The 26,086-nt window shown below is 58.5% G+C and carries 22 protein-coding genes and 2 tRNA genes; 11 read left to right on the top strand and 13 right to left on the bottom strand.

Annotated features, from left to right (window positions below; genetic code table 11):
- Window positions 1–653 precede the first annotated feature (653 nt).
- The 8 genes from H598_RS0100380 to H598_RS0100345 form a co-directional block, all read right to left on the bottom strand.
- The gene (locus tag H598_RS0100380; RefSeq protein WP_028111220.1) at window positions 654–1,691 is read right to left on the bottom strand and encodes a formate dehydrogenase subunit gamma; all 1,038 of its coding nucleotides are present in this window, start codon (window positions 1,689–1,691) and stop codon (window positions 654–656) included.
- Window positions 1,692–1,716: 25 nt separating this feature from the next.
- Entirely contained in the window at window positions 1,717–2,295 is a 579-nt protein-coding gene (fdh3B, locus tag H598_RS0100375; protein WP_028111219.1) for a formate dehydrogenase FDH3 subunit beta, read from the bottom strand.
- Between the two features lie 12 nt (window positions 2,296–2,307).
- Window positions 2,308–5,172, bottom strand: coding sequence for a formate dehydrogenase subunit alpha (locus H598_RS0100370; protein ID WP_028111218.1), 2,865 nt, complete (start codon window positions 5,170–5,172; stop codon window positions 2,308–2,310).
- Window positions 5,173–5,184: 12 nt separating this feature from the next.
- Window positions 5,185–5,385, bottom strand: coding sequence for a hypothetical protein (locus H598_RS0100365; protein WP_028111217.1), 201 nt, complete (start codon window positions 5,383–5,385; stop codon window positions 5,185–5,187).
- Window positions 5,386–5,513: 128 nt separating this feature from the next.
- Window positions 5,514–6,143, bottom strand: coding sequence for a TorD/DmsD family molecular chaperone (locus tag H598_RS0100360; protein ID WP_028111216.1), 630 nt, complete (start codon window positions 6,141–6,143; stop codon window positions 5,514–5,516).
- A gap of 12 nt (window positions 6,144–6,155) precedes the next feature.
- Window positions 6,156–7,781: a 4Fe-4S binding protein gene (locus tag H598_RS0100355; RefSeq protein ID WP_084144284.1), complete on the bottom strand. Its 1,626-nt coding sequence runs from the start codon at window positions 7,779–7,781 to the stop codon at window positions 6,156–6,158.
- A 175-nt stretch (window positions 7,782–7,956) separates the two neighbouring features.
- On the bottom strand, window positions 7,957–8,547 hold the full coding sequence (locus tag H598_RS22895) for a DUF3306 domain-containing protein (protein ID WP_051252196.1): 591 nt from the start codon (window positions 8,545–8,547) through the stop codon (window positions 7,957–7,959).
- Entirely contained in the window at window positions 8,534–9,001 is a 468-nt protein-coding gene (locus tag H598_RS0100345; protein ID WP_028111214.1) for a DUF3305 domain-containing protein, read from the bottom strand. The genes H598_RS22895 and H598_RS0100345 overlap by 14 nt, the downstream gene beginning before the upstream one ends.
- Window positions 9,002–9,274: 273 nt before the next feature.
- Between H598_RS0100345 and H598_RS0100340 the strand changes: the two genes are divergently transcribed.
- The 3 genes from H598_RS0100340 (at window position 9,275) to H598_RS0100330 (ending at window position 12,571) form a co-directional block, all read left to right on the top strand.
- On the top strand, window positions 9,275–10,090 hold the full coding sequence (locus H598_RS0100340) for a formate dehydrogenase accessory sulfurtransferase FdhD (protein WP_035414859.1): 816 nt from the start codon (window positions 9,275–9,277) through the stop codon (window positions 10,088–10,090).
- Window positions 10,087–10,992: a helix-turn-helix transcriptional regulator gene (locus H598_RS0100335; RefSeq protein WP_028111212.1), complete on the top strand. Its 906-nt coding sequence runs from the start codon at window positions 10,087–10,089 to the stop codon at window positions 10,990–10,992. Before H598_RS0100340 ends, H598_RS0100335 begins: the two co-directional genes overlap by 4 nt.
- Before the next feature lie 97 nt (window positions 10,993–11,089).
- Window positions 11,090–12,571: a hypothetical protein gene (locus H598_RS0100330; RefSeq protein ID WP_028111211.1), complete on the top strand. Its 1,482-nt coding sequence runs from the start codon at window positions 11,090–11,092 to the stop codon at window positions 12,569–12,571.
- 39 nt (window positions 12,572–12,610) lie between these two features.
- Here the strand turns inward: H598_RS0100330 and H598_RS0100325 are convergent, their stop codons facing one another.
- Together H598_RS0100325 and H598_RS0100320 are read right to left on the bottom strand one after the other, a co-directional pair.
- A complete protein-coding gene (locus H598_RS0100325; RefSeq protein ID WP_028111210.1) occupies window positions 12,611–14,701 on the bottom strand; it encodes a sensor histidine kinase in 2,091 nt (696 codons plus the stop codon).
- A complete protein-coding gene (locus tag H598_RS0100320) occupies window positions 14,701–16,074 on the bottom strand; it encodes a sigma-54-dependent transcriptional regulator (RefSeq protein WP_028111209.1) in 1,374 nt (457 codons plus the stop codon). Before H598_RS0100320 ends, H598_RS0100325 begins: the two co-directional genes overlap by 1 nt.
- A 212-nt stretch (window positions 16,075–16,286) precedes the next feature.
- Here H598_RS0100320 and H598_RS0100315 point away from each other — a divergent pair, with 212 nt between their 5' ends.
- Genes H598_RS0100315 through moaA form a run of 6 tightly spaced genes read left to right on the top strand, consistent with a single transcriptional unit; the run spans window position 16,287 to window position 21,870 of the window.
- Window positions 16,287–17,084 carry an ABC transporter substrate-binding protein gene (locus H598_RS0100315; protein WP_028111208.1) on the top strand — a complete coding sequence of 266 codons (798 nt, stop codon included), beginning with the start codon at window positions 16,287–16,289 and terminating at the stop codon, window positions 17,082–17,084.
- Between the two features lie 5 nt (window positions 17,085–17,089).
- On the top strand, window positions 17,090–17,797 hold the full coding sequence (locus H598_RS0100310) for an ABC transporter permease (protein ID WP_028111207.1): 708 nt from the start codon (window positions 17,090–17,092) through the stop codon (window positions 17,795–17,797).
- Window positions 17,790–18,467, top strand: coding sequence for an energy-coupling factor ABC transporter ATP-binding protein (locus H598_RS22890; protein WP_035414858.1), 678 nt, complete (start codon window positions 17,790–17,792; stop codon window positions 18,465–18,467). The genes H598_RS0100310 and H598_RS22890 overlap by 8 nt, the downstream gene beginning before the upstream one ends.
- Window positions 18,455–19,066 carry a molybdenum cofactor guanylyltransferase MobA gene (gene mobA, locus H598_RS0100300; protein ID WP_028111206.1) on the top strand — a complete coding sequence of 204 codons (612 nt, stop codon included), beginning with the start codon at window positions 18,455–18,457 and terminating at the stop codon, window positions 19,064–19,066. The genes H598_RS22890 and mobA overlap by 13 nt, the downstream gene beginning before the upstream one ends.
- A gap of 2 nt (window positions 19,067–19,068) precedes the next feature.
- A complete protein-coding gene (locus H598_RS0100295; RefSeq protein ID WP_028111205.1) occupies window positions 19,069–20,868 on the top strand; it encodes a bifunctional molybdopterin-guanine dinucleotide biosynthesis adaptor protein MobB/molybdopterin molybdotransferase MoeA in 1,800 nt (599 codons plus the stop codon).
- Between the two features lie 15 nt (window positions 20,869–20,883).
- Entirely contained in the window at window positions 20,884–21,870 is a 987-nt protein-coding gene (moaA, locus tag H598_RS0100290; RefSeq protein WP_028111204.1) for a GTP 3',8-cyclase MoaA, read from the top strand.
- 357 nt (window positions 21,871–22,227) lie between these two features.
- Here the strand turns inward: moaA and H598_RS0100285 are convergent.
- The 3 genes from H598_RS0100285 to rep form a co-directional block, all read right to left on the bottom strand.
- Window positions 22,228–22,303: transfer RNA gene (locus tag H598_RS0100285), tRNA-His, on the bottom strand.
- Window positions 22,304–22,341: 38 nt separating this feature from the next.
- Window positions 22,342–22,418: transfer RNA gene (locus H598_RS0100280), tRNA-Arg, on the bottom strand.
- 129 nt (window positions 22,419–22,547) lie between these two features.
- Window positions 22,548–24,563 (bottom strand): DNA helicase Rep, encoded by a 2,016-nt coding sequence (gene rep, locus H598_RS0100275; RefSeq protein WP_028111203.1) that lies wholly within the window; start codon window positions 24,561–24,563, stop codon window positions 22,548–22,550.
- Between the two features lie 128 nt (window positions 24,564–24,691).
- Between rep and ubiK the strand changes: the two genes are divergently transcribed.
- Together ubiK and H598_RS0100265 are read left to right on the top strand one after the other, a co-directional pair.
- The gene (gene ubiK / locus H598_RS0100270) at window positions 24,692–24,967 is read left to right on the top strand and encodes a ubiquinone biosynthesis accessory factor UbiK (protein WP_028111202.1); all 276 of its coding nucleotides are present in this window, start codon (window positions 24,692–24,694) and stop codon (window positions 24,965–24,967) included.
- Between the two features lie 386 nt (window positions 24,968–25,353).
- Window positions 25,354–26,004 carry a thiol:disulfide interchange protein DsbA/DsbL gene (locus tag H598_RS0100265; protein ID WP_028111201.1) on the top strand — a complete coding sequence of 217 codons (651 nt, stop codon included), beginning with the start codon at window positions 25,354–25,356 and terminating at the stop codon, window positions 26,002–26,004.
- Window positions 26,005–26,086 lie beyond the last annotated feature (82 nt).

The raw sequence follows: 26,086 nt of genomic DNA, 5'->3' as shown, positions 1-26,086 counted from the left end.
CACTCCGATCCATTTTTTGATTTTGCTCACATTGGCATTGGCGATTATGCCAACAAAGAGGCGGAAAAACGTGATTCAAATCAACTTTGTTTCAGTATGATTTTCCGAGAAAAACAAACAGATATGGGACATATTGGCCACAGTTGTAATCAGGTTGTGAACAAGTGGACAGAGTGGGACAAATGCCCCCATAACCACAGTGGTTGAAGGTCATAACAGCGGCATATGGGTCAGACTATTTCTTCACCATTGCGAAGAATGCTTTCCAAAAAGATGTGATTTTTTTGACCTCAAACGGCCCAATTGCGGCTTTTTTGACCTTGGGCGGCGCTCAAAAAGCCATCGATTCGACCGAGATCACAAAACAAGGGTGGGAAATCAAAGTCAGGCGTTTGATAACCGACGTCCCAGGGTGGCTCAAAAAAGGGCCCCATCGGGGCCCTTTTGAGGGTTAGTTAGACTCAATCAGGTCCGGTACTCGCTGGAGCCGTCATCCTTGATTTCGTCGACCGGAACACGTTGCTGGTGCTACTCAGCGCCGTGCTCCCAGCAACTATCATCAAGAACGGTACTCAATGGAGCCGTCAGCCTTGATTTCGTCGACCGGAACACGTTGCTGGTGCTACTCAGCGCCGCGCTCACAGCAACTATCATCAAGAACGGTACTCAATCGAGCCGTCAGCCTTGATTTCGTCGTACCACACATTGTGGTGCTGCTTGGCCCAGTTCTCATCACAGTACCCAGATACCATGCACTCCATTCCCCCTTCAGACAGCACCGTGGCCATAAAGATGTGCACCACGGTAAAGCCGGTGAGAATAATGGCACTGAGGCCATGCAGGGTGATGGCGATCAGACTGGTGGTTCGGGTCGGTTCCATCAGGTTCGGGAACAACATGATGACCCCGGAACCGATGACAATCAGCCCAAAGAGGGTGAAACTCCAGAACCACAGCTTTTCACCGGCGTTGGAGAAGCCGGCATCCGGGTGCTTGCCTTTGAACGGCCCGAAATTGATGTAGCCCCCCACCGACGCAAACCATTTCAGGTCATAGCCTGCAGGAATGTTGTGCTTCATCCACCGAACCATCGCCAACACCGCCGCAATGGCAAAGGGAATCGCCATATAGTCGTGTATCGGCTTGGCCATGGCCGCCATGGCGCCCACCGCTTCCGGCCCCAACCAGTCGCCGAACACATACCGGCCAGCCAACAACATCAGCCCGGTAATGATCAGCAGCAAGCAGGGAATCGCCATCAGCCAATGGATCAGCACATCAGTCTTCGGCCACCGTTTCACCAGGGTATTGGAAAACCCCGCCGACAACTTGGCCGGACCGTTGACCAGCACAAACAGGGCGAACACCACAATCATGCCAAACAGGGCCAGGGTAAGAACCGGTGCGGTGGTGTCACTTCGCGTCGACACCAGCGCCGGATCATAGGCGTTGATCAATTGCCCGGCAAAAGGCCCCTGAGCACTGGTACGGCCGGACTCTCCGGCGCGCACCGCGGTCCACAGGGGATCGGGCTCATTGGTGGCTGAATCTGCAGGCGCCGCCTGCAACTCCGCCGCCTGGGCCGCCATCAACGCTTTGCCCGCCTGCTCATCGGCGTCTGGAGTGGCAGCCTGCACCACCCCAACGCTGAACAGCAGTGCCAACAGGGGCAATCGCCACCATCGGCTCATATTGCAACTGCGCATAATGATCTCCTTAGCCGTCCCAGCCGCCTTCCGCCGCACCCCGCTGTGCCACCCGCTGACGGAATACCTGAGACACCGTTTCGGCATCACCGGCCAGCAGCGACTTGGTAGAGCAGACTTCGGCACAAAATGGCAGTTTGCCTTCGGCGATGCGATTGGCCCCATAGAGCTCGCGCTCCTTTTCCGATCCCGGCTCTGCATCCGGACCACCGGCACAATAGGTGCACTTGTCCATCTTACCTTTAGAGCCGAACACCGACTGTTTCGGGAACTGCGGTGCCCCAAACGGGCAGGCATAGAAGCAGTAACCACAGCCGATGCACTTGTCCTTGGAATGACGAACAATGCCGTCGGCGGTCCGCTCGAAACAGTCCGCCGGACACACCGCCATGCAAGGCGCATCGGAGCAGTGCATGCACGCCACCGAAATGGAGGCTTCCTTGCCCACCTGCCCGTCGTTGAGGGTCACCACCCGGCGGCGCTGAATCCCCCACTCCAGAGCAGAGTCGTTTTTACTCTTACACGCGACCACGCAACCGTTACATTCGATGCAGCGTTTGGTGTCACACAAGAATTTCATCGTAGCCATCAGACTTCCTCCTTAAGCTCGATTAATCTGGCAGATGGACACCTTGGTTTCCTGCATCTGGGTCACCGGGTCGTAGCCATAGGTCATGGCCGTGTTGGCCGACTCCCCCTGGATGTACGGCACGGTTCCGTCCGGATAGCGAGGCACCAGACTTTCGCCCTCGAAAATGCCGGCAAAGTGGTACGGCATAAAACACTCGCCGGGAATCACCCGTTCGGTCACCAACGCCGTAATGTGCAATACCGGTCCCTCCGGTGAATGCAGGGTCACATTGTCGCCGTCACGAATGCCGCGGTCGGCAGCGTCCGCCGGGTTGATCTCCACGAACATCTGCTGCTGCAACTCCGCCAGCCAAGGGTTGGATCGGGTCTCTTCGCCGCCCCCTTCATACTCCACCAGGCGGCCGGTGGTAACGATCATCGGGAACTTCTTATCCAGATTCTCGGCAATCACCTTGTCCTGAATCGATTTGTACAGGGTTGGCAATCGGTGCACCTGGCGGTCATCTAGGTTGGGGTATTTCAGCACCAGATCCCGCCTTGGGGTGTACAACGGCTCCCGGTGCACCGGCACCTGATCTGGGAAAGTCCAAACCCGGCAACGGGCACGGGCATTGCCGTACGGAATGCAGCCATGCTTCATGGCCACCCGCTGAATGCCACCGGACAGATCGGTCTTCCAGTTTCGACCTTCGGCCGCCTGTTTCTCCTCGGCAGTCAAATCGTCCCACCACCCCAATTGCTTGAGCATATCGGCAGTGAATTCCGGATGACCGGCTCCCAGTTCGTTGCCCTTGGAGCCGGGATCCGCCGCCAACAGGTCCTGCCCTTCAAACTCGACACCAAAGCGAGCTCGGAAGTTACCGCCGCCCTCCATGATGTGCTTAGAGGTGTCGTACAGGATGTGGGTTCCGGGATGCTTGAGCTCAGGGGTACCCCAGCACGGCCAGGGCAGTCCATAGGTATCGCCCTTGGCGGGCCCCCCTCTGGCGGCCAGATCTTCAAACTCGAACGTGCCCCAGTTCTGCTGGTGCATCTTCAAACGTTCCGGCGACTGACCGGTCATGCCGATGGTCCACATGCCGCGGTTCCACTCACGGGTAATGTCTTCCACCAGCGGCTCATTGCCGTTGACCTTGATGTTCTTGCACAGCTGCTCGGCAAAGCCGAGTTTCTTGGCCAGCAGGTACATGATTTCATGGTCGGGCTTGGACTCAAACACCGGCGCCACCACCCGATCCCGCCACTGAATGGAGCGGTTGGAGGCGGTCACCGAGCCGGAGGTTTCAAACTGAGAACAGGCCGGCAGAATGAACACGTTGTCCTTACGGGTGTGCATCACCGCCGCCATGGTTGGGTAGGGATCCACCACCACCACCGCGTCCATCTTGTCGAGGGCGTCGCGCACCTCGCGACCGCGGGTTTCGGTGTTCACCGATTGTCCCCAGTAGAACGCCATGCGGACATTGTCTTTCTGGCCCAGCTTGGTGGGGTCTTCCATCACACCATCGTGCCAACGGGAGCAGGGGATGCCCGGAGTATTCATGGGTTGCTTACCCAGATAGGTGCCCTGGTCAAAGCGACCCTTGACCCAGTTGTAATCAAGATCCCACACTCGAGACCAGTGCTTCCAGGCCCCGTCCGACAGGCCGTAATACCCCGGCAGGTTATCGAACAACAGCCCCAGATCGGTGGCGCCCTGCACGTTGTCGTGACCACGGAAGATGTTGGCACCGCCACCGGAGGTGCCCATGTTGCCCAGCGCCAGCTGCAAAATGCAGTAAGCACGGGTATTGGCGTTGCCGACGGTATGCTGAGTTCCCCCCATGCACCAGACAATGGTGCCAGGGCGGTTGTCCGCCAGCATCTTCGCCACCTTGTACATCTGGGCTTCCGGCACCCCGGTGATGTTCTCTACCTCCGCGGGCGGGTAGTTCTGCACTTCGGCCTGAATCGCTTCCATGGCCCAAACACGACGATCAATGAAATCCTGATCGTGCCAGTTGTTGGCAAAAATGTGCCACAGCAAGCCATAGATGTAGGGAATGTCGGTACCGGGGCGAATGTGCACGTACTCGTCGGCATGGGCCGCAGTACGGGTGAACCTCGGGTCGACCACGATCATCTTGGCGCCGCGTTCTTTACCAATCAGGATGTGCTGCAGAGAAACCGGGTGGGCCTCGGCTGGGTTAGAGCCAATAAAAATCATACTCTTACAGTTACGCATATCGTTGTAAGAGTTGGTCATGGCCCCATAGCCCCAGGTATTGGCAACCCCGGCGACCGTGGTGGAGTGACAGATCCGTGCCGAGTGGTCGATGTTGTTGGAGCCCCACATGGCGGCGAATTTTCGGTACAGATAACAGCCTTCGTTGGAAAACTTGGCCGAGCCCATAAAGAACAGGCCATCGGGGCCGGACTCCTTACGAATCTTCAGCATCAGCTCACCGACCTGATCGATCGCCTCTTCCCAACTGAGCTTCTTCCACTTGCCCCCCTCCAGTTTCATCGGGTACTTGACCCGTTTTTCACTGTGGGTGTGATGAATCAGCGACGCCCCCTTGGCGCAGTGAGCACCACGGTTGATGGGGTGATCGAACGCCGGTTCATGACCAACCCAGACATCATTGCTGACCTCGGCATACACCCCGCAGCCCACCGAACAGTGGGAGCAGATGGTTCGCTTGGTTTCCACGGTACCGGATGCATTGCCACCTGCGGCTTCGGCCTTGCGAATCATGCCGGTGCCCAGCATGGACGCCGCCGCAATGCCGCCGGTAGTGACGCCCGCCCGCTGCAGAAACTGACGCCGATTCAACCCCAGTGAGACAGCCTCACGTGCGGATGCATTGGCGTGTGAATTGCGCATGAGTTTCATACTCGCCCTCCGTCAGTCCTTTAAGGTCTGGTAGTAGGATTGAACATGAGCCGTCACCTTGAAGCGGGTGTCGGGCTGCGCATCGGGTGGGGAAGCCTCGGCCGGGGAACTGGCCTGGGCTCTAACGCTGCCGCTGGCCAAAGCCAGGGCCCCTGCTCCCAGGCCAAAGGCCTTGAGCAGACTGCGTCGCTGTTGTTGTTGCCTGTCTTTCATAACACCTCCAAGGTGTTAGTGGATTAAGGTGGGGCTACTGCAGGCTGCCCCACCGCCGGGTGTTTCCGGTCTTACGGAATCGCTGGTACTGGCTATTCAGTGTAGAACAGCCTGTACACTTCACTCCTTTACAGGGTGCCCTCCTGCACCGGGGTCTCCAGGGTCAGGGCTGCAAACTCATCCTTCTCCTGAATAAAGAACTGCTCCGCCAGATGGGCCACGGCGGCATAGAAGGCGGCACCCTGGGCATTAGCCAGGTCGCTCCAAAGCCGATCGGCCCAGGGCTTCAGGTGCTTCTGCCAGAAGCTCAACTGCACGTGCTGAGGGTTTTCCAGCAGCAGTACCGACATCACTTCACACAAGGCGGCGATGTGATCTTCCGGCTCCTTGACCGCGTCTTCCCGGGCAAAACCAAGGCGCACCAGATCCTGGCGCAACTGCACCAGTTGGGTGTCCATCAAGGTCCCGGTCATGTACCAACTGGCGTAGGGAATCACCTCGCCATGGCCCAGACCGATAAACAGGTCGGTGTACTCCTGAGTCACGGTTTCCACGCTGTAGGTCTGCGCCGCCAGCTTAAGGCTGCTCCAGGCTTTGACCATCTCGCCGTCGTCGTCGCTGTTAACCTCAAGATTACCCAGAAAATCCAGCAGCTCCTGAGAGGGAGCGTCCCGCAACAGGCCCGCCAGCAGCTGATAGATGTCGGCGCGAAACTGTTGAATTTCGGAAACCACTCGATGGTGTTGTTGTTCTGTCATGATTACCTCTGTTTAGACGCGCAACTGTTTTTCTGGATCGTTCATGATGTCTTCAAACATGTCTTTAACTCGACAGTCTTCACACATCTGAATCCGCTTAAGGGCATCGCCGGCGAAGGCGCTGTGGTTCTCCATCTGAGTGGTGATCTTGGTGATCACCGCCTTGGTGGCAAACGGCTTGCTACAGCGAATGCACTCGAAGGGCTCCTCTTCGTGCAGCACTCTGGACTGCTGGCGATGCTCACGATCCAGGGTCACCTGGCTGATCAAGGTGATCGCCTGCTCCGGACAGGCCTTTTCACACAAGCCACACTGCACGCAAGCTTGCTCGGTAAAGTTCAGCGCTGGCATGTCACCGCCATCCATCAGGGCCCGGGTCGGGCACAGGGCGGAACAGCTCTGACACAAGGTGCACTTTTCAGCATCCACCACCACCGCGCCGTAAGGCAGGTGCGGAATCGACAGGGTCTCATCATTGGCGGCGGCACAGCCGTTTAGATGATCCAGGCCGTTGTAGAAGGCGTCCCGCTTGGGCAGGTTGGACGGGTAGGCCGCGATGGCCAGTTCCGGCCAGCTGGCACTCTGTTCCACCAATGCTGACAGGCTGTCCAACTCGGCGCTGGCCAGCATCTGAATCCGATCTTCCAGACCGATGGCCTGCAGCAGATCCGACGCCAGCTTGTGCTCGCGCTGCAACAGGGCCATCAAGGTCGGCGGCGTCACTTCGGTGGTCAACACCACCACCTGGCGAGCGCCCCAGGCCAGTGCCGACATCCAGCTGTCGGTGGCGGCAACGGCAATCTCTTCCAGCGCCACCGGCAGCACCGCACCCGGCAAGGCCTGCAACGCTTTTAATGCCTCATCGCCGGCGGTCATGTCATGAAACAGCACCACTGGACGGCTGTCGGCCAGCTCGATGTAACGGGTCACCAGGCGCTTCAGGTAGTCCTGCAACACCGTGGGGGACGGCTGATCATAACTTATGGCACCGGTGGGGCAGGCGTTGGAGCAACTGCCGGCACCGTGGCACAGGTTATGGTCTACCTCAATTTTGTGGTTTACGCTGGCAATGGCGTCCGCCGGACAGAAGTTCAGACAGCGGTTGCAGCCATCGATGCCACTGCCATGGTGCGCACAAATGTCGGCATTGATCTTCACGTATCTGGGCTTAGAAAACTCTCCGACCAGCTCGGGCAACTGCGCCACCGCGCCGGCCAGCTTGTCGGCATCGTCGGCGACATGAAAATACCCCGGTGGCAACAGCTCCAGCGTCAGGCTCGGTTGCTGGCCCAAATCCAGCACCAGATCGTAGTGGGGACGACGCACCGCCGCCGGTGCCAACTCCAGCTCTTTGCCGCTGTCGTCTTTGATGAACGCCTGGTACTGACCCAAAAAGCCTTTCACCTTGACCTGTTTGCTGTAGTAGCTGGGCAGAGTTTCAGTTTGTTCAACCGCCCGCATCACCTCGGCCAGATGTGCCTCATCCTGGCTGGTAATGGGGTCGGTGGCCACCAAGGTGATGCTGGCCATGCCATCGAGGCTGGCCGCGGCCAAGCGAATGGCGTCTTCAGCACCGATGATCAACAGATGACCAGCGGTGGTATAGGTGACCGTTTGCGGAATCAGGTTCTCCAACATCTGAACCTGAGCCAGCGCCTGTTCGGCTACGGCGTGTTGAGGGTTGCTCACTGTGCGTTCCTGTTTTCTGTCGCCATCGCCATCGTCTCATGCAGCGGACGGGGTCGTGGCTGGTGGTCGGTAAGTTGCAAGGCCTGTACCAAGGCCTGGCGCCTATGGCTGACGGAAATGCCGGTCAGCTCTGCTGTTCTTTGCCGATGTCCGGATCGGATGGGTCATTTTGTCCATCCTCCTGGGCAACGATGGGTAATTCTGACGTTTTTTCGTCCAGTGCGGGCGCCTCGGCACGCGCCTTGGCCAACGCCTCCTGACGTCGCTCTTCCTCCAGCTTGGCATCCAGATGTCGGAACACCTTTTTCGCCACCTCTTTGGCCACCTGAGTGCTGAGCTTGGGCTGGTTGCTGTAATCCAGGGCGTACTCGGCCATGCCGTCGGTGACGTTGTACTGCGGCTGACGCCACAACGCCTGCAGGGCGCTCTTTTTCTTGTCCGGATCGATCCCTTCCGCCAGGAACTGGGCAAAACTGCCTCCCTCCTCAATGGCGTCGGGATCCGGCAGAGCGTCAGTCTCGACGGCTTCACCGCTGTCGCTGACCGACTCGGTCTCGGCCTGCGCCACGGCGTCGGGCCCATTGTCCTCGGCGGGAAGCTCAACCTCGGCGGGCGCCGCCTGTTGCAACGACGCCTCCAGTGCCTGCTCCTCCTCCTTGACCTTGGTCAGGCGCTGCTGCCAGCGGGACAGCAAGCCGGATTTAGTATCGCTCATCGCGCTTCTCCCGCTTGGCCTTCAGCTCACCACGCACGTCGATGTGCTTGCGTCGATGAGCACAGATCGGCTGCTCGCCATGACGAGTAATATAGGCTTCAATCCAGCAACCAATGGCCTGAGGAATGGGACAGGTAAACACCGGCTGATCGCTCTCCAGGCAACCGGCAGCGATGTTCTGGTTCGCGGTCACCAGCATCGGAACTGGCTCCCCAGCTTCGGTTTCATCGCACACCACAAACAACAACGGGTTATCCAGATCCAGGTTCAACCGGTAGTTAGAGCGTTCGTCTTTAAACAGCTCCAGACCCACGATGGTGGCGCCCTCGATGGGATCCGCCGACGCCGGCAGCAGCTGATCCACCTCCCAGGTGGTCTGGCTCCAGCGGCCCATGGTGACCTGTTTTGATTTCAGCTTGACCTGCAGAGGCCAGATATTGTCGGTTCGTTGCATCGATTTTGTGCCCTAGATTGGGAAACCCGCAATAACAAAGCAAAAAGCGTTCCAATAAAAATAGCCTGTTTTTCGTGAACCGAGTCACGACTTTGGCCATCGGCAGGACATTTTGTCCCAAGCCCTTACCCGCAGTGGGTCATTGTGTTCCTAATCCCGTGACCCAGATCACGCCATCAGCGGCAAACACCCGGGTTATGGCTGGAACGAATTTTGCTAGTCTAATGCACTGATTCGTTGTTTATTCCCTTACACGCGTAATTGAGAGCCCCTATGCCCCAGTTCAGTCGCACCGACACCGACGCTCCACTGACCAAGTCCGTGGTTGCCATCGACGCCAGTGGCCAGCCACAGGAACGTCAAATCGCCTGCGAACGCCCGTTGACCCTGTATCTTAACTGGCAACCCATCGTCACCCTGATGACCTTGGGCGCCCGGCCCGAAAAACTGGCCCTGGGCTATTTGAAGAACCAGGGTTTTATCAGCGACATCGACAAAGTTGAATCGGTGATTGTCGATTGGGACGTGAACTCTGCCGCGGTGATCACCAGTGAATCCACCGACGGGCTGAAAGAGAAACTCAGTGAGAAGACCGTCACCTCCGGCTGTGGCCAGGGCTCGGTGTTTGGCAGCTTCATGGCCGGCCTGGATGAGATCCAACTGCCGGTGCCCGCCATCAAACAATCCACCATCTACGGGCTGTTGAAAAACCTCGGGGAATACAACGAAACCTATAAAAACGCCGGTGCCGTGCACGGCTGCGGAGTCTGTCGCGACGCAGAAATCCTGTCGTTCGTGGAAGACATCGGCCGCCACAACGCCGTAGACACCCTGGCCGGGGAACTGTTTCTGGGACGCCAGAACGGCGACGACCTGATCTTCTACACCACCGGTCGACTGACGTCGGAGATGGTGATCAAGGTGGCCAAGATGGGCATTCCGGTGCTGGTGTCCCGCTCCGGCATAACCGAGATGGGGCTGGAACTGGCACAAAAGATGGGCATTACCCTGGTCTCCCGGGCCAAGGGCCGCCATTTCCTGGTGTACAACGGCGCCGATACCATTGATTTTGACGAGGTCCAAGCATGACGACGGAACGCGATAACCTGTTTATGAATGCCAAGGAGGTGGCCGAGTATCTCGACCTGAACGAGAAAAAAGTCTACGCCATGGCCAACGAGCAGCAACTTCCCGGTACCAAGGTGACCGGAAAATGGCTGTTCCCCAAGCCGATGATCGACCGCTGGGTGATGGAGTCCTGCCACTTCGGCATGCTCAGCGACCGCCTGATCATCACCGGCAGCGACGATCCGCTGCTGCAGTGGGTGATCAACCGACTCGGCCGTCGCATCGAATCTGCCGGCCTGGTGAACTACTGCTCCACCGGCTCCCGTCTGGGCCTGAATCAGCTGGCCCGGGGCCATGCCGACGTCTGCGCCCTGCACTGGGGAGACGAAGCGGAGCGGGATCTGCGCCACACCGCCTTACTGAAGCGTCACCCGCAGTTTAAGCAGTGGGTGATGGTACACGCCTGCAGCCGCGAATACGGCATCATGCTGCGCAGCGAACACCAGCACCTGTGCCACGATCTGAATGAGACCTTGGCGCTGCGCTACCGCTGGGTCACTCGTCAGGAGGGGGCAGGTGCCCGTCACCATTTCGACAACTGGCTGACCCGCATGCACCGCACCAGCACCGACCTGAATGTGGTCAGTACCGCCTACAGCGAGCGAGAGATGGCCGGGATGATCGCCCGCGGCGAGGCCGAGTTTGGTATGGGCTGCCAGGGCATTGCCGGCGAGTTCGGCCTGGCCTTCGTGCCTCTGGGGAAAGAGTCGTTCGATCTGGTGATGCCGCAAGGGGTGTACTTCCGCTACCTGCTGCAGCAGATGTTTGAGCTGATGCAGACACCCGACACCCTGGCGTTCGCCCAGCGTCTTGGCGGTTACGACTTGTCCGATTGCGGTCGTATCATCTGGAGCCCAAGCTAGCAGGCACAAGGCGGGCGCATGCCCGCCTTTTTCAACAATATCAGTGACTTTTACTAGATCCATCCTTATGCTGGTCCTCCCATTCTAAGGAGGTCGCATGAAGTACCGCGTCGAACTGGAAGAGTTCACTACCACCCCTGAAGTCCTACTGATTGAGCCACAGCCCGATGGCAGCGAGCGGGTGATCTGGCACCTGGCGATGAAGACTGACGAAAAGTTGATTCTCATCGAAGTGGTGAACGACACCCACCTGGTGATCGCCGACTGGTATGGCAATCTGAGCCTCTATCACATTCCCAGCCGTCGCCAACAAGCCCAGCACAAATTTGACGCCCGCATCGCCATGAGCGCCCGGGTCAGCCTGGACGGACGCCAGATCCTGGTGGCCTACTGCGAAGAGTCCAACGGCCTGCAGGAGGTGCTGGAAGTACTGGAGATCCCCACCCTCAAACCGGTGGCCCGGCATCTGCTGCCGGATTGGGACCAGATCGACGACGACTGCGACGCCGATATTGAGCCAGACGTCCGCCTGTTTCAACAGCCCAATAACGGCCAAGCCTGGTTTTATTGCTGCGGCGCCAACTGCAGCTGGGAACTGCCGGAGTCCCACGGCTACTACCAGCTGGATCTGGCCAGTGGCCGCGGCACGTTTCGCTCCCTGCCCGGGCTGGGCAACGCCGATGACGACCTGTGCCGCCCCGCTCTCAACCTGGAGCTGGGCCTGGGGGCGATGCTGGACTGGTCCAGGGTCACCCTGGAATCTCAGCAAGATGGCGAACCGGGTGCACCGCTGTCGCTGCTGCTGTTCTCCCTCGACAGTTTCGAGCCGGTGGGCACCCTGACCGCCCGCGTCTTTTCAGACGAACAGCTGGACGACCTGGAGCAACTTCAGGCCGGTCCCGAAGCTGACGGCAAAGCCTACAGCCGCGCCCAGCACGACCTGATGGAGCAGCTGCAGCAACTGGAGTGGCAGGGAGACAAGTTGGCCATGACGTTCATGGACCAGCAGCAATGGCAGCTGGATCTGCAAGGCGGCCTCACCGAAGTTAAGACCGAAGAAGAGAATAAGCCAGAGCGCAGTTGGAGCCCGGAAGCGGAGTTCAGCGCCCGTATTCAGGGACGCATTCCGCTGACCGTCAAAGAGAACATTGCCGACACCCTGAAGTGGATGGTGTCATTGTGCGCTGACATCGACCGCCAGCGACGAGGCAAACGCTTCGCCTTTATGTTGACCGACTCACAAGGCACAGAACTGGATCAGGCCGAGTTCTTCCGCCAAGCGGCCCTCAGCCACCCGCAGCCACTGCTGGAGATGCTGGTTCACTTTACCCAGTATGAGGACGCCGAGGTGCTTTATGACGACCTCAACTGCGGTTACGCCGCCCTGTGTCATCTGGTGATGGGGCTAGTCAAAACCGGCAACCCCCTATACTTGCCGGCGGTACACGCCTGGGTCAATGAGTTGGACCTGGACCACGAACTGTTTGTCCAGGAGGAGTTACTGGGAGCACTGCAACATCAGTTCGGTCGCGACCACCCCGAGGTCGAGGCCATCGTCGACTACACTACCGACTGGTAAGCCTCTGCCACAAAAAAGGGCGCCTGTCGGCGCCCTGTCTTACCCCTCGAGTCCGCGCAGATTGACGGACAGGGCGTCCTCTTTCAGCAACACGTCCGACGGCAAACGGATGGTAAAGGTGGTGCCTTCACCCAGCACCGAATCCACATCGATGTGGCCGCCAAAACGACGAATAATGCCGTAGCTCAGAGCCAGTCCCAGGCCGGTACCGGTCTTGCGGGTGGTAAAGAAGGGATCGAAGATTCGCGACAGCAGCTCAGGTTCGATGCCGACACCGGTGTCCGCCACCGCCAGCGTCACGCCTTTGACCTTGCCATCGTCGTCGAGCCAGTTGTCACTGCTGACTCGAATCTGACCCCGATCCTCCATGGCATGACTGGCATTGATCACCAGGTTGATCAGCACCTGCAGCAACTGCTGAGAGTTCACCACCACTCGAGCATCCGCCTTCAGATCCAGCGCCACATCGATGGCCTGTTTCTCGATGGAGTGGCGCACCAGTACCCGCATCTCTTCAACGATGGGGTTGATCTGCTGCCGCTCCAGCGGTGCATCAAAATCGCCAGGGCGAGCGTACTGCAGCAGAGATTGGATGATCGCTTTGATCCGCTGTACCTGCTGCAGCACCAGCTCAATCTCCTCCTCCACGTCGTCGGCACGATCGCCAAGCTCAAATTTCATCAGCTCCATGTTGCCGAGGATCACCGCCGTCGGGTTGTTGATCTCATGAGCAATACCGGCGGTCAACTCTCCCAGTGCCACCAGCTTTTCGTTGGTGACCATCTGCGCCCGGGTCTCTTCCAGCAATTTGAGGTTCTCTTTCAGCTCCTTGGTACGCTGTTTCAGGCTGCGGGTACGCTCATCCACCTTGAACTCTAACTGTTCGGCAGCGGCCTTAATTTCGCGATTGCGTTGCTGCAGCAGATCCAGCATACGGTCAAACTGACGGGCCAGCTGTGACAACTCGTTGTCCGGATCCAACCCCAGGTTGCCGATGCGTCGCTCCTTGCCCGCCTGCATCGCCTGCACCACGGTATGAATGCGATCCAATGGCTTCAGCAGGCCGGTGGCGCCCTTGTATACCGCCAGCCCGGACAGGAACAGCACCACCATCAGGATGAACCCCAGCTCCAGAATGTTGAGCAGGTAGTTGTGGATGAACGGCGCTTCGGTGAAACCGGTGTACAGCATGCCGATGCGGCGGCCATCGATGTCGTACAGGGGCGCGTAAGCCGAGATGTACCAGTCATGGAACACGAAGGCACGGTCGATCCATACCTGGCCCCGCTCCAGCACCTTCATCTTCACCTGATCCGACACCAACGAGCCGATGGCCCGCCGTTCACCGCTGTCGCCACCGGGAACGTTGGTGCTGATGCGCACGTTATCCAGGAACAGCGTCACGGTCCCCACCGCCCCGTTGGGCAGAGTGCCCGGGGCGTACAGCAGATCGCGAATGTTATCCACCATGTCGCGGTTGCGGTTCAGCAACACACCGCCATCGAGGTAGCCGACCACGGTTCCATCGGTGTCTTTGACCTTCAGCAGGGTGCGCATCACCATGCCGCGGCTCTCCATCCCCTGAACGCTGTCGGCGGCCATCGGTGTCGATTGGATTGGCATCTGCGCCTGCCGCGCCAGCACCGGCCCCAGATCCGCCAGCTCCGGCTTGTCCAGCACCTGAATACCGGAGCGGGCCCGCTCATGCTCCGCCGGAATCAGTTTACGAAGGCGTGGATCCACCGAGGCCTGCGGCAATGAAATCAAGCGCAGAAAATCCAGGCCCAACAACTCGCGGTTGCGTTCCAGCAGCTGATTGATGGCCACCCCATGGGAATCTTTGGCCCCCAGCAGGCTCTTCAGGCGCCAGGCACTCTGAACCTGAGAGATCACCTGCTCCTGATCATTGAGCTGCTCCAGGATCACCCCCTGAGCCACGCCGAGATCCGCCCGCACCTTCATAAACAGCTGGCTGCCGGTGTAGGAGACGTTCCAGTAGATGGTAATGAACACCAGGCTGGCCAGGGTCAGCAGCACCGGCAACAGCATCAGCACCAGCAAACGGTAACGCACGGTGCTGGTCAGCAGCCGCACATCCCCTTCGATTCGATCGCGCCAGGAGGACAGCATCACTCCTGCAAGCCCCACTCTTTGAATTTACGATCCAGGGTCTTGCGAGACACTCCCAGCACTCGGGCAGCGGCCGATTTGTTGCCTTGTTGACTGTCCACGACCTGCATCACGTGCATCCGCTCCACCTCTTTCAGCGGCATCTCGTTAGGGTAGCCACTCTCGGTAGCCTCGGCCGACGCCACCGGCACGCTCTGCTGCTGACGCCAGTACTCCGCCGGCGGCTTGCCCAGCAACAGGCAGCGCTCCACCAGGTTTCGCAATTCACGAATGTTGCCCGGCCAGTCGTGGCGAGTCATCAAATCCAGGTCTTCGTGGCTCCAGCTGACCTCTTTCAGGCCCAGTTCCGACGACAATTGACGGGTAAAGTGATGCACCAGCTCAACGATGTCATCCTGACGCTCCCGCAGGGCTGGAATGCGCACGTTGAGCACGTTCAGCCGGTAATACAGGTCGCGGCGGAAGCGGTTTTCATTGACCTCATCCATCAGCTCACGGTTGGTGGCGGCGATCACCCGCACGTCCACCGGCGTCTCCTTTTCCGAGCCTACTGGCCGAATGGCCCGCTGCTCCAGCACCCGCAACAGTGCGGTCTGCATCTGCAGCGGCATTTCGCCAATCTCATCGAGGAAGATGGTACCGCCGCTGGCAAAGCTGAACAGCCCTTCCCGTGCACTACGGGCACCGGTAAAGGCCCCGGCCACATGGCCAAACAACTCACTCTCCAGCAACTCCGGAGCGATGGCGCCACAGTTCACCGGCACGAAAGGCCCGCTGCGACCGGACTTCTGGTGCAGCATCCGCGCCACCAACTCCTTGCCGGTGCCCGACTCGCCTTCGATCAGCACCACCGAATTGGTGGGGGCGACCCGGCCAATGACGTCCTTCACCTGCGCCATGGCGTCGCTGATGCCAATCAGGGTGTTGTGGCCGACGTGGCTCTGCTCCACTTCCCGCTTCAGCAGCAAGTTTTCCCGGCGCAGCAACCGTCGCTCCAGGCAGCGATCCACCGCCTGCATCATCTGCTCCAGATGGAAGGGTTTCAGAATAAAGTCGGCGGCGCCGGCCCGCAGGGCGCGAATGGCGGTTTCCATGTCGGCATAGCCGGTCATAAAGATAATGTCCGAACGACGACTGCCCGGATCCAGCGCCTCGTTCCACTCGATGCCATCGCGGCCCGGCAGGCGAATGTCGACGATCAACAGATCAAAATGGCAACGGCTGCGCAGACGCTCGGCGTCCTCGACACTGCCGGCAGCTTCCACCAGGGCAAACCGCTTCGACAGCGCTTTTTTCAAAAATGAGCGCATGCCCGGCTCATCGTCCACAATCAACACCGATAACGCCGGAGCCTGAAACGATTCTTGAGTCATAATCTCTTCTTTTCTCGAGGCAAATGGAGCCAATATGTCGCAAACTAGGGCATTTTGGCTAAGGCACCACAAAGGGTGCGTCATTTTGACCTAGTTGACCAGCCAAATCCTGTGACCTGGGTCATATTTTCCACCCGATACAGGTTGGCACCCTCCTTGCTATGTATTTTGAGTAGAACACAGCAACATCTATTCAAATGACGGAGAAATTGATGAAGCGCATACTGACTGGCTTGTTGGCCTTCACCCTTAGCTTTGCGGTTTTCGCAGCGCAGGACATTAAACTGGCCACCACCACCAGCACTGACAACTCAGGCCTGCTGGCTTACCTGCTGCCTACTTTCGAAAAAGACAGCGGTTACCACGTTCAGGTGATCGCCACCGGTACCGGTAAGGCCCTGCGCCACGGCCGTAACGGCGATGTGGATGTGGTCATGACTCACGCCCCAGGCGCCGAGGCTAAATTTGTCGAGGACGGTTTCGGCCGCATGCCTCGTCAGATCATGGCCAACGACTTCATCATTCTCGGCCCGGACAGCGATCCAGCCAAGCTGGCTGACGCCAAGGGCATCGTCGATGCCATGAAGCGCATCCACGACAGCAACGCCATCTTCGTATCCCGTGGCGATGAGTCCGGCACCCACATGAAAGAACTGAACCTGTGGAAAAAAGCCGGTGTCACTACCGACTACGACGGCTACCGCGCCATCGGCCAGGGCATGGGTCCAGCACTGCTGACCGCCAACGAAATGCAGGGTTACCTGCTGGCAGACCGCGGTACCTACCTGGCTTTCATGCACAAACTGAAGCTGAAGGTACTGTTTGAAGGCGATGCGTCGCTGATGAACCCTTACCAGGTGATTCTGATCAGCGATAAGAAGTACCCTGATCTGAACCACGAAGGCGCCAAGGCATTCAGCGACTGGCTGGCCAGCGACAAAGGTCAAAAACTGATCGACGCGTTCCGCGTTCAGGGTCAGCCTCTGTTTAGAGCAACCTACAATAAGTAGCGTGAATGAGTAGTACTCTCGAAACCCTACAGCAGGCCATTGGCCTGCTGCTTAGCTTTGACCCGAAAGTCTGGAGCATCATCCTGGTGTCCTTTTCGGTGTCCGTCAAAGCCATGGCCCTGTGCCTGATACCCGCCATCCTGGCGGGTTTCGTGCTTGCACAGGGGCGCTTTTTTGGCCGTGCCACCCTCATCGCCCTGTTTCAGACCCTGCAAGCCATCCCAACGGTGGTGGTGGGTCTGATGGTCTACCTGTTGCTGTTCCGTCAAGGACCGCTGGGCGATCTGCGTTGGCTGTTTACCCAAAACGCCATGATGCTGGGTCAGATATTTCTGGCCACCCCGGTGCTGGTGTCCACCAGTTATGCCGCCTTCAGTGCCGGCGACTGGCGCGCCTGGGAAACCGCCCGTACCCTGGGTGCCACCAAGCTGCGTGCCTTTATCACCCTGTGCCATGAATTGCGGGTACCACTGATGGTGGCTATCATTGCCGCCTTCAGCCGCATCATCACCGAAGTGGGCAGCTCCATGCTGGTGGGTGGCAACATTCAAAACCTGACCCGAAACATGCCCACCGCCATCGCCCTGGAAACCAGCAAGGGCGAGTTCGCTCAGGCGGCAGCACTGGGAATGGTGCTGGTGTTTTTGGCGCTGTTGCTAAACTTTTCTCTGAGCGCGCTGCGCGGCAAACAGGAGCACCGACAACATGGTTAAAGTTTCGCTGTCGGACCTGCTGATCAGCATCGATGGTCGGCCATTGCTCAATATCGACCACATCAGCATCGGCAGCGGCCAGAGTGTCTGGCTGCGAGGCGCCAATGGCGTCGGCAAAACCACCCTACTGAAAACCCTGGCCGGACTGCGAAAACCGGACCGCGGCAGTCGCCAAGTGGACGGGGCCAACGGCCCCTGGTGGCGACTGCGTATCGGCGCCGGTCAAATTGTTTATCTGCACCAGACTCCCTACCTGTTCGACGGCAGCGTCCAGCAGAACCTGGCCTACAGCCTCAGCCTGCAGTCCCTCAGTAAAGAGGAGCAGCAACGGCGAATCGAGCAAGCGCTGGAGGTAGCCGAACTGGCCCACCTGGTCGATCGTCCTGCCCAGGTGTTGTCCGGCGGTGAGCGGCAGCGACTGGCATTGGCCCGCGCCTGGGTGGTGCGGCCGGAGATTCTGATGCTGGACGAACCCACCGCCAACCTGGATGACCACTCCATCGAGGTGGTCGCCAAGATGGTGACTCAACTGCAACAACAGGGGTGCGGCATTCTGGTTACCAGCCATCAAACCACCGAGGTCACTAAGCTGTGCCGGCAACGCTGGCAGTTGCATAATGGTCACCTGCTTCAATCTGTCAGCGAGGAACCCTACGCGTGTCAGCAATAGATCAACGTATTACCCTTGCGGTACTGGCCGGTGGCCGGGCCCGTCGCATGGACGGTGAAGACAAAGGTCTGATCACCGTCGCCGGAAAGCCCATGGTCAGCCATGTTCTGGATCGCTTCGCCGACGACGCGGCCCAGGTACAGATCATCGCCAACCGCAACCAGGACCGATACCGGCAACTGGGCTACCCGGTTCATGCCGATGACCTGGAAGGCTTTCAAGGGCCGATGGCGGGCATGCGCACCGCGCTGGCCCACTGCACCACTCCCTATTTAGTGGTACTCCCCTGCGATGTCCCCATGGCCCCCCGTGACCTGGTTCACAAACTGCTCGAGCAATTGCAAGCCACCGATGCAGAGATCGCCGTAGCCTGCGACGATGAGCGCGAGCACTCCGTCATCCTGCTGATGAAAGCAAACCTGACGGACTCCATTGATGCCTTTTTGGCCAATGGCGATCGCAAGATTTTACTTTGGTACAACCAACATCGAGTCACCAAAGTGACCTTTGCAGGCCAAGCGCAGGCCTTTGCCAATATCAATACAGCCGAGCAGCGAGATCAGCTAGAGCAACTGCTGCTGGCAGATAAGGATTCGTAACTATGAATGTGGATCAAATCCTGGCGGATTGCCGGGTTCCGGTTCTGGGTATCTGTGCCTACAGCGGCACCGGTAAAACCACGCTGCTGAAAAAACTGATTCCTGAGCTCAACCGCCGCGGCAAGCGTCTGGCGGTGGTTAAGCACGCTCACCACAACTTCGATGTCGACATTCCCGGCAAAGACTCTTACGAGCTGCGCAAAGCCGGCGCCGAGCAGATGCTGGTCGCCTCACACGTACGCCGCTGCCTGATGGCGGAGAAAATCACCGACGGTGATCCGGACCTGAAAGAGTTGCTGGCGATGATCGACCAGAGCCGGGTCGACATGATTCTGGTGGAGGGCTTTAAAAAGCTGCCTCTGCCGAAGCTGGAACTGCACCGCGCCGAAGTCGGCAAGCCGTTCGTTTACACTCAGGATGACGCCATTCAGGCCCTGGCGGTGGATGCCGAGACTCAACTGCCTGCGGATCTGAGCCTGCCGGTGATGGACATCAACGACGTCGATGCCATCGCCAACTTCATCGAATCTTTCGTCGCCGACTGGAAACCGGTGGGCTACGCGCCACTGGGTAGCTGTGGTTGCGACGACGTCGAGCGCAAACAGCTGTCGGTTGCCCAGGGCATCGCCCGCATTCTGAAAGAGGTCAAACCGGTGTCCAGCACCGAAACCCTGTCGCTGCTGGATGCTCAGAATCGAGTGCTGGCACAGGACATGGCCTCACCGATCAACGTGCCTCAGCACACCAACTCCGCCATGGATGGCTACGCCATCTGTCATGACCCTCAAGCCAGCCACTACACCGTGGTCGCCGAGGTACTGGCCGGATACGGCTACGACGGCACGCTGCAGCCGGGCCAGGCGGTGAAGATCATGACCGGTGCGCCGGTTCCTGCAGGCACCAACGCGGTGATCATGCGCGAAGTGGCCGATCAGCAAGGGGATCAGGTGTGCTTCCAGACCGAGATCGAGCTGGGGCAGAACATCCGCAAGGCCGGCGAAGACATCGCCGAAGGCGCCTGTGCCCTGACCGCCGGCAAGCGCATCGGCCCCGCCGAATTGGGCCTGCTGGGCTCTTTGGGTCTGGGACAACTGCCGGTATTGCGTCGCCCTAAAGTGGCGGTGTTCTCCACCGGCGACGAGGTCTGCCAACCCGGTGAACCGCTGAAGCCCAACTGCATCTTCGATTCTAACCGTTTCACCATTCAGGGTATGCTGGCCAAGTTGGGCTGCGAGGTGATCGATCTGGGTATCCTCGAAGACACCGAAGAGGCGATGGCGTCTGCCCTGCAGGAAGCCAGTGAAACCGCCGACGTGGTATTGACCTCCGGCGGCGTCTCCGTCGGTGATGCCGATTTCATCAAGCCGGTGATGGAGCGACTGGGCAGCATTGATTTCTGGAAAATCGCCATGCGCCCGGGCCGACCGCTGGCCTTTGGCAAGATCAACGACACCCTGTTGTTTGGCCTGCCTGGCAACCCGGTAGCGGTAATGGTGTCCTTCATGCAGTTTGTCCAACCGGCCCTGCGCAAGATGATGGGCGAGCCAAACTGGAAGCCACAGATGATGCGGGCCACAACTTGTGAACCGCTTCGCAGTAAAGTCGGTCGAACCGAATTCCAGCGTGGCATAATGCAGCTCAACGCCCTGGGCGAACTGACGGTGACCACCACCGGCGCCCAAGGCTCCGGCATACTCAGCTCCATGGTAGAAGGCAACTGCCTGATCGTGGTCGAAGAGTGCCAGGGTGACGTCGCCGCCGGCGACAGCGTTTGGGTACAACCCTTCGCGGATCTGTTGTAGAGCGAGGAACACAGAATGAGCCTGATAGACGGCTTTGGACGCAAAATCGATTACCTGCGGCTGTCGGTCACCGACCGCTGTGACTTCCGCTGCGTCTACTGCATGGACGAGAATCCCACCTTCCTGAGACGGGACGACGTCCTGACCCTGGAAGAGTTAGGTACCATCGCCCGCGCCTTCACCGAACTCGGTGTTGAACGCATCCGCCTGACCGGTGGCGAGCCACTGGTGCGCACCGACCTGCCGGTGCTGGTGCGCAAACTCGGCAAACTGCCCGGACTGAAAGATCTGTCGATGACCACCAACGGTTCTCGACTGACCAAGTTCGCCCATGTACTGGCCGGCAACGGTCTGCAGCGCCTCAATATCAGCCTGGACACCCTGGAACCGGAACGCTTCACTCAGGTGACCCGCAAGGGCAACCTGGAGCGGGTACTGGCCGGCATCGACGCCGCCTGTGACGCCAATTTTGAGCGGGTTAAGCTCAATGCCGTGGTGATGAAAGGCAAGAACGACCACGAAGTGCTGGACCTGGTCAACTTCGCCCGTGACCGCAACATCGACATCAGCTTCATCGAAGAGATGCCGCTGGGCGCCTTCGACACCGATCGCCGTGAACAGACCCTGTGTACCAGTGAAGAGGTGCGAGCGCTGATTGAGCCAACCTACCCGCTGATCCCCAGCAGTGAGCGCACCGGCGGTCCGGCGCGTTATTACCGCATGGAAGGCAGCGAGTCGCGCATCGGCTTTATCTCTCCCCACAGCCACAACTTCTGTCATGAGTGCAACCGGGTCCGGGTCACCGTGAAAGGGGAACTGCTGCTGTGTCTGGGCAACGAGAACTCGGTGGATCTGAAACAGGTACTGCGGGACAACGACGGTGACGTAGAAGCGGTGAAGGCCGCCATCGTGACCGCCATGAAGGTCAAACCGGAAAAGCACCTGTTCGGCCACGACGACGGCACTCAGATTCTGCGCTTTATGAGTCTGACCGGCGGCTAACCCCGCCTTTGCCGATCAAAAAAAAACCGCAGCGCCATCGGCCTGCGGTTTTTTTATTTCTGCGGATCCGGCAAACACAACACTCACCTTGCGGAGTGCCATTTTAGGACGGTTCGGTGACAGATGGGATGGACAGAGTACGAGACTGGACACTCAAGTTTCCGAGGCCAGAAACCAAAAAAGCCAGTCTTTCGACTGGCTTTTCAAAATATGGGGTGGCTCCCGGGGATTGACCCACCTCGGCCCGACTCACAATCCGGGGCTCATTCGATTTGGCCTACAAGCCCCGAAGCGAAAGCTCCAGTTTCCGAGGCCAGGAACCAAAAAAGCCAGTCTTTCGACTGGCTTTTCAGAATATGGGGTGGCTGATGGGGATTGAACCCACGACAACCGGAATCACAATCCGGGACTCTACCAACTGAGCTACAGCCACCATAGAGATTTTTTTCGTCATGCCACGCGCAAAGAACATGGCGCGCCCAGGAGGATTCGAACCCCCGGCCTCACCCTCCGGAGGGGTGCGCTCTATCCAGCTGAGCTATGGGCGCTTCCTTTTGACGGCGGCCATCTTACGGTGAACGCCCGCCAACGTCCAACAATTTTTCAAGAAAAACCGTTCAACCGAGCAAAAAATAGCTAACCCGGCGCTTTTTGTCACTGACTCCGTTCGCAAAACCCTATTTTCCCTTCAACATCGCCCGCAACGCGGCAATATTGGCCTTGCCCGCCTGCTGCCGCTGCTGCTCGCTCTGACGCTTTTTGCCTCGATCCCATTCCAGATCATCCTGGGGCAATTCCGCCAGGAACCGGCTGGGTTCACAACGGATCTGTTCACCGTACTGGCGCCGTTCCCGACACAGGGTGAAAATCAGCTCTTTCTGGGCCCGGGTAATGCCGACGTAGGCCAGTCGCCGCTCCTCCTCGACGTTGCCTTCATCGAGGCTGCTCTGGTGCGGCAACAATCCCTCCTCCATGCCCACCATGAACACATAGTGGAACTCCAATCCCTTGGAGGCGTGCAGCGTCATCAGTTGCACCTGATCCGATTCCTCGTCCTCCTGGTTGCGTTCCATCATGTCTCTCAGGGTCAGCCGAGTCACCACCTGAGGCAGGGTCATCGGCTCTTCCAGCTCATCGCCTTCGAGCATGTCGGTGATCCAGCGGTACAACTCGGAGACGTTCTTCATCCGCATCTCGGCCGCCTTGGGGCTGGGCGAGGTGTCGTAGAGGAAATCTTCGTAGTTGATCTCTCGCACCAGGTCCTTCAGCGCCGCCAGGGTATCGCCGCGCTGAGCCCGATCCGCCAGCTCCACCACCCAACGGGTAAACACCATCACCGATTCGGCCGCGCCCTTGGGCAGGTGCTGCTCCATGTCCGGCTCAAATGCCGCCGCAAACAGGCTGATCTGACGTTTATTGGCCAAACGCCCCAGTTTCTCCAGCGTTGCCGGTCCCAGCCCGCGCTTGGGCACGTTGCAGATCCTCAGAAAGGCGTTGTCGTCATCGGCGTTCACCAGCAATCGCAGGTAACCCATGATGTCTTTGATCTCCGCCCGGGAGAAAAACGAGGTGCCGCCAGACAGTTTGTAGGGGATGCGGTTGGTCATCATCGCCTTTTCAAACAGTCGCGCCTGGTGATTGCCCCGATACAGCACCGCGTATTCCTTGTAGTCGGTGCGATTCACGAACTTATGCCGAATCAGTTCGGCCACCACCCGCTCGGCCTCATGGTCCTCGTTGTTGGCACTGAGCACCTTGAGGGTGTCGCCATAGCCCAGCTCGGAGAACAGGGTTTTCTCGTACACGTGCGGGTTGTTGGCGATCAGAATGTTGGCCGACTTCAGTATTCGCTGGCTGGAACGGTAGTTCTGCTCCAGCTTAATCAGATTCAGTTTGGGGAAATCCTTCTGCAACAGCACCAGGTTCTGCGGCTTGGCACCACGCCAGGAGTAGATCGACTGATCGTCGTCCCCCACCACGGTAAAGCGGGCTCGGTTGCCCACCAACAGCTTCACCAACTGATACTGGCTGGTGTTGGTGTCCTGATACTCGTCCACCAGCAAGTAACGAATGCGGTTCTGCCAGCGATCCCGCACCTCTTCGTTGCTGGCCAGAAGCAAGGTCGGCACCATGATCAGGTCATCGAAATCGAGGGCATTGTAGGCCTGCAGATGATCCCGGTAGCGCTGATACAGCTGAGCAAACAACGCCGTTTGTGCATCCTGGGCCAGTTCGGTGGCCTTGGCCGGCAGGATCAGATCGTTTTTCCAGTTGCTGATGGTACTGATCAGCTGGTTGAGCAGGTCCTTGTCTTCCTCCAGCTCATCGGCGGTCAGCTCTTTGAGCAGGGCCAGGCTGTCCTGATCGTCAAACAGGGTAAAGTTGGGCTTGAGTCCCAGCGACTTGTGCTCACGGCGAATGATCTCCAACCCCAGGGTATGGAAGGTCGACACCCACAGCCCCCGAGCCTCTTTCTTGCCCAGAGTCTGCGCCACCCGCTCCCGCATCTCGCGGGACGCCTTGTTGGTAAAGGTCACGGCAGCAATGTGCCGAGCCTGATAACCGCACTGCTGCACCAGGTGGGCGATCTTATTGGTGATCACCCGGGTTTTGCCACTGCCGGCACCCGCCAACACCAGACAGGGGCCGGATACGAACTCCACAGCCGCCTGCTGACCAGGATTAAGTCTCATTGTTGCTCCAAACCAAAATACCGCGTCATTCTACCTAAAACGACCGCTCAGCGCCGCAACCGAACAAAGGGGGAATCCCCAGGCAAACTTTGTTACCATAAATGCAAGCGTTACGGAGTAATGAAACCATGATCAATACGGATAAACTGGAACAAATCGCCAAGCAGATGAACGACGCCCTGCCCTCCGGTATCAAGGCCGCCGCAGACGACTTCGAAGCCAAGGCCAAAACCATTCTGCAAAGCCAGCTGTCCAAGCTGGACATGGTCAGCCGCGAAGAGTTCGATCGTCAAACGGCTGTGCTGGCCAAAACCCGCCAGATGGTCGAGGCACTGGAAGCACGCCTAGCAACCCTGGAAGGCCAGCCGACCGTTGACCAGGACGACCAACAGCCTCAAGCCTGATGGCCGCCACCACTGGCAGCGGGGTGGCTATCTAGTCAGCACCGACCGCTGCCGGTTGAATCGGCAGGTTATCCACCACTGCCTGAGTTAGGACGACTGATGTTGGCCACGGTCGATGCCCACAAACGCGACCGTGCTCTGGGCCTCGGCCCCAGCGCCCCCCAACCGCGGTCGAAAAAAACCCTTCCCCAACCTGTACCACTCACTCGTTAAAACGCCAAAAAGTTCCGCCTGAAACCGAAGAGTTGGCAAAAAGCGAACCAGTTCAACATTAGTGCAGATTGAAAGCGATATTTATTGACCTTGCAGTAGCTCCATAGGTTAGCTTAGGCCCCTGAACGGTTCCCCCACTTATTTCTCCTGTAGAGACAACGAGGACACACATTGTGAGCAAGCGTATCGCCCTAGCCGTCGCCCTGATGATCGCCCCCCTGGCGACCTGGGCAGCCCAATTTACCGAAGGCACCCACTACAGCGTAGTGAGCCAGGGTCCAGCGACTGAGCAACCAACCATCAAGGAGTTCTTCTCCCTGTACTGCCACAACTGCATCACCATGGAGAAGCGCTACCTGCCGCTGATCAAACCCGGCCTGGACAAAAGCATCGACTTCCAACAGGCGCACGTTGATTTCATGAACAGCGACATCGGCAACGAGGTGATCCTGTCTTTGGCTGTAATGCAAGAGATGGGCGTGACCGACAAGGTCAAGATTCCGATGTTCGACATCCTTGCCGGCGGTGCCCACGATCACGCCCCGGGCGCCCACGACGCCGAGAAAGAGGATAAAATCAAGACTCGCGATGACATCAAAAAGGTGTTTACCGATAACGGCGTCGACGTCAGCGATTACGACAAGATCGCCACCAGCAAAGCGGTACAAAAGAAGGTGATGACCTGGATGATGGAACAGCAGAAGTTTCGCATTCAGAGTGTACCCACCTTCATCATCAACGATAAGTACATGATCAACATGCGCAACATCGAAACTCTGGGACAACTGACCGACCTGATGAACTACCTTGCTACCCAGAAGTAAATCGAAACGCCTCTTATTCCAGTAAAAAGCCTCCACCCGTGGAGGCTTTTTTGTGATCCTTACCGGCCTTTTTGCCCCCAGA

The organism is Ferrimonas kyonanensis DSM 18153 (assembly GCF_000425405.1).
GTDB classification, from domain to species: Bacteria; Pseudomonadota; Gammaproteobacteria; order Enterobacterales; family Shewanellaceae; genus Ferrimonas; species Ferrimonas kyonanensis.
This window is presented reverse-complemented; position numbering and strand designations above follow the sequence as displayed.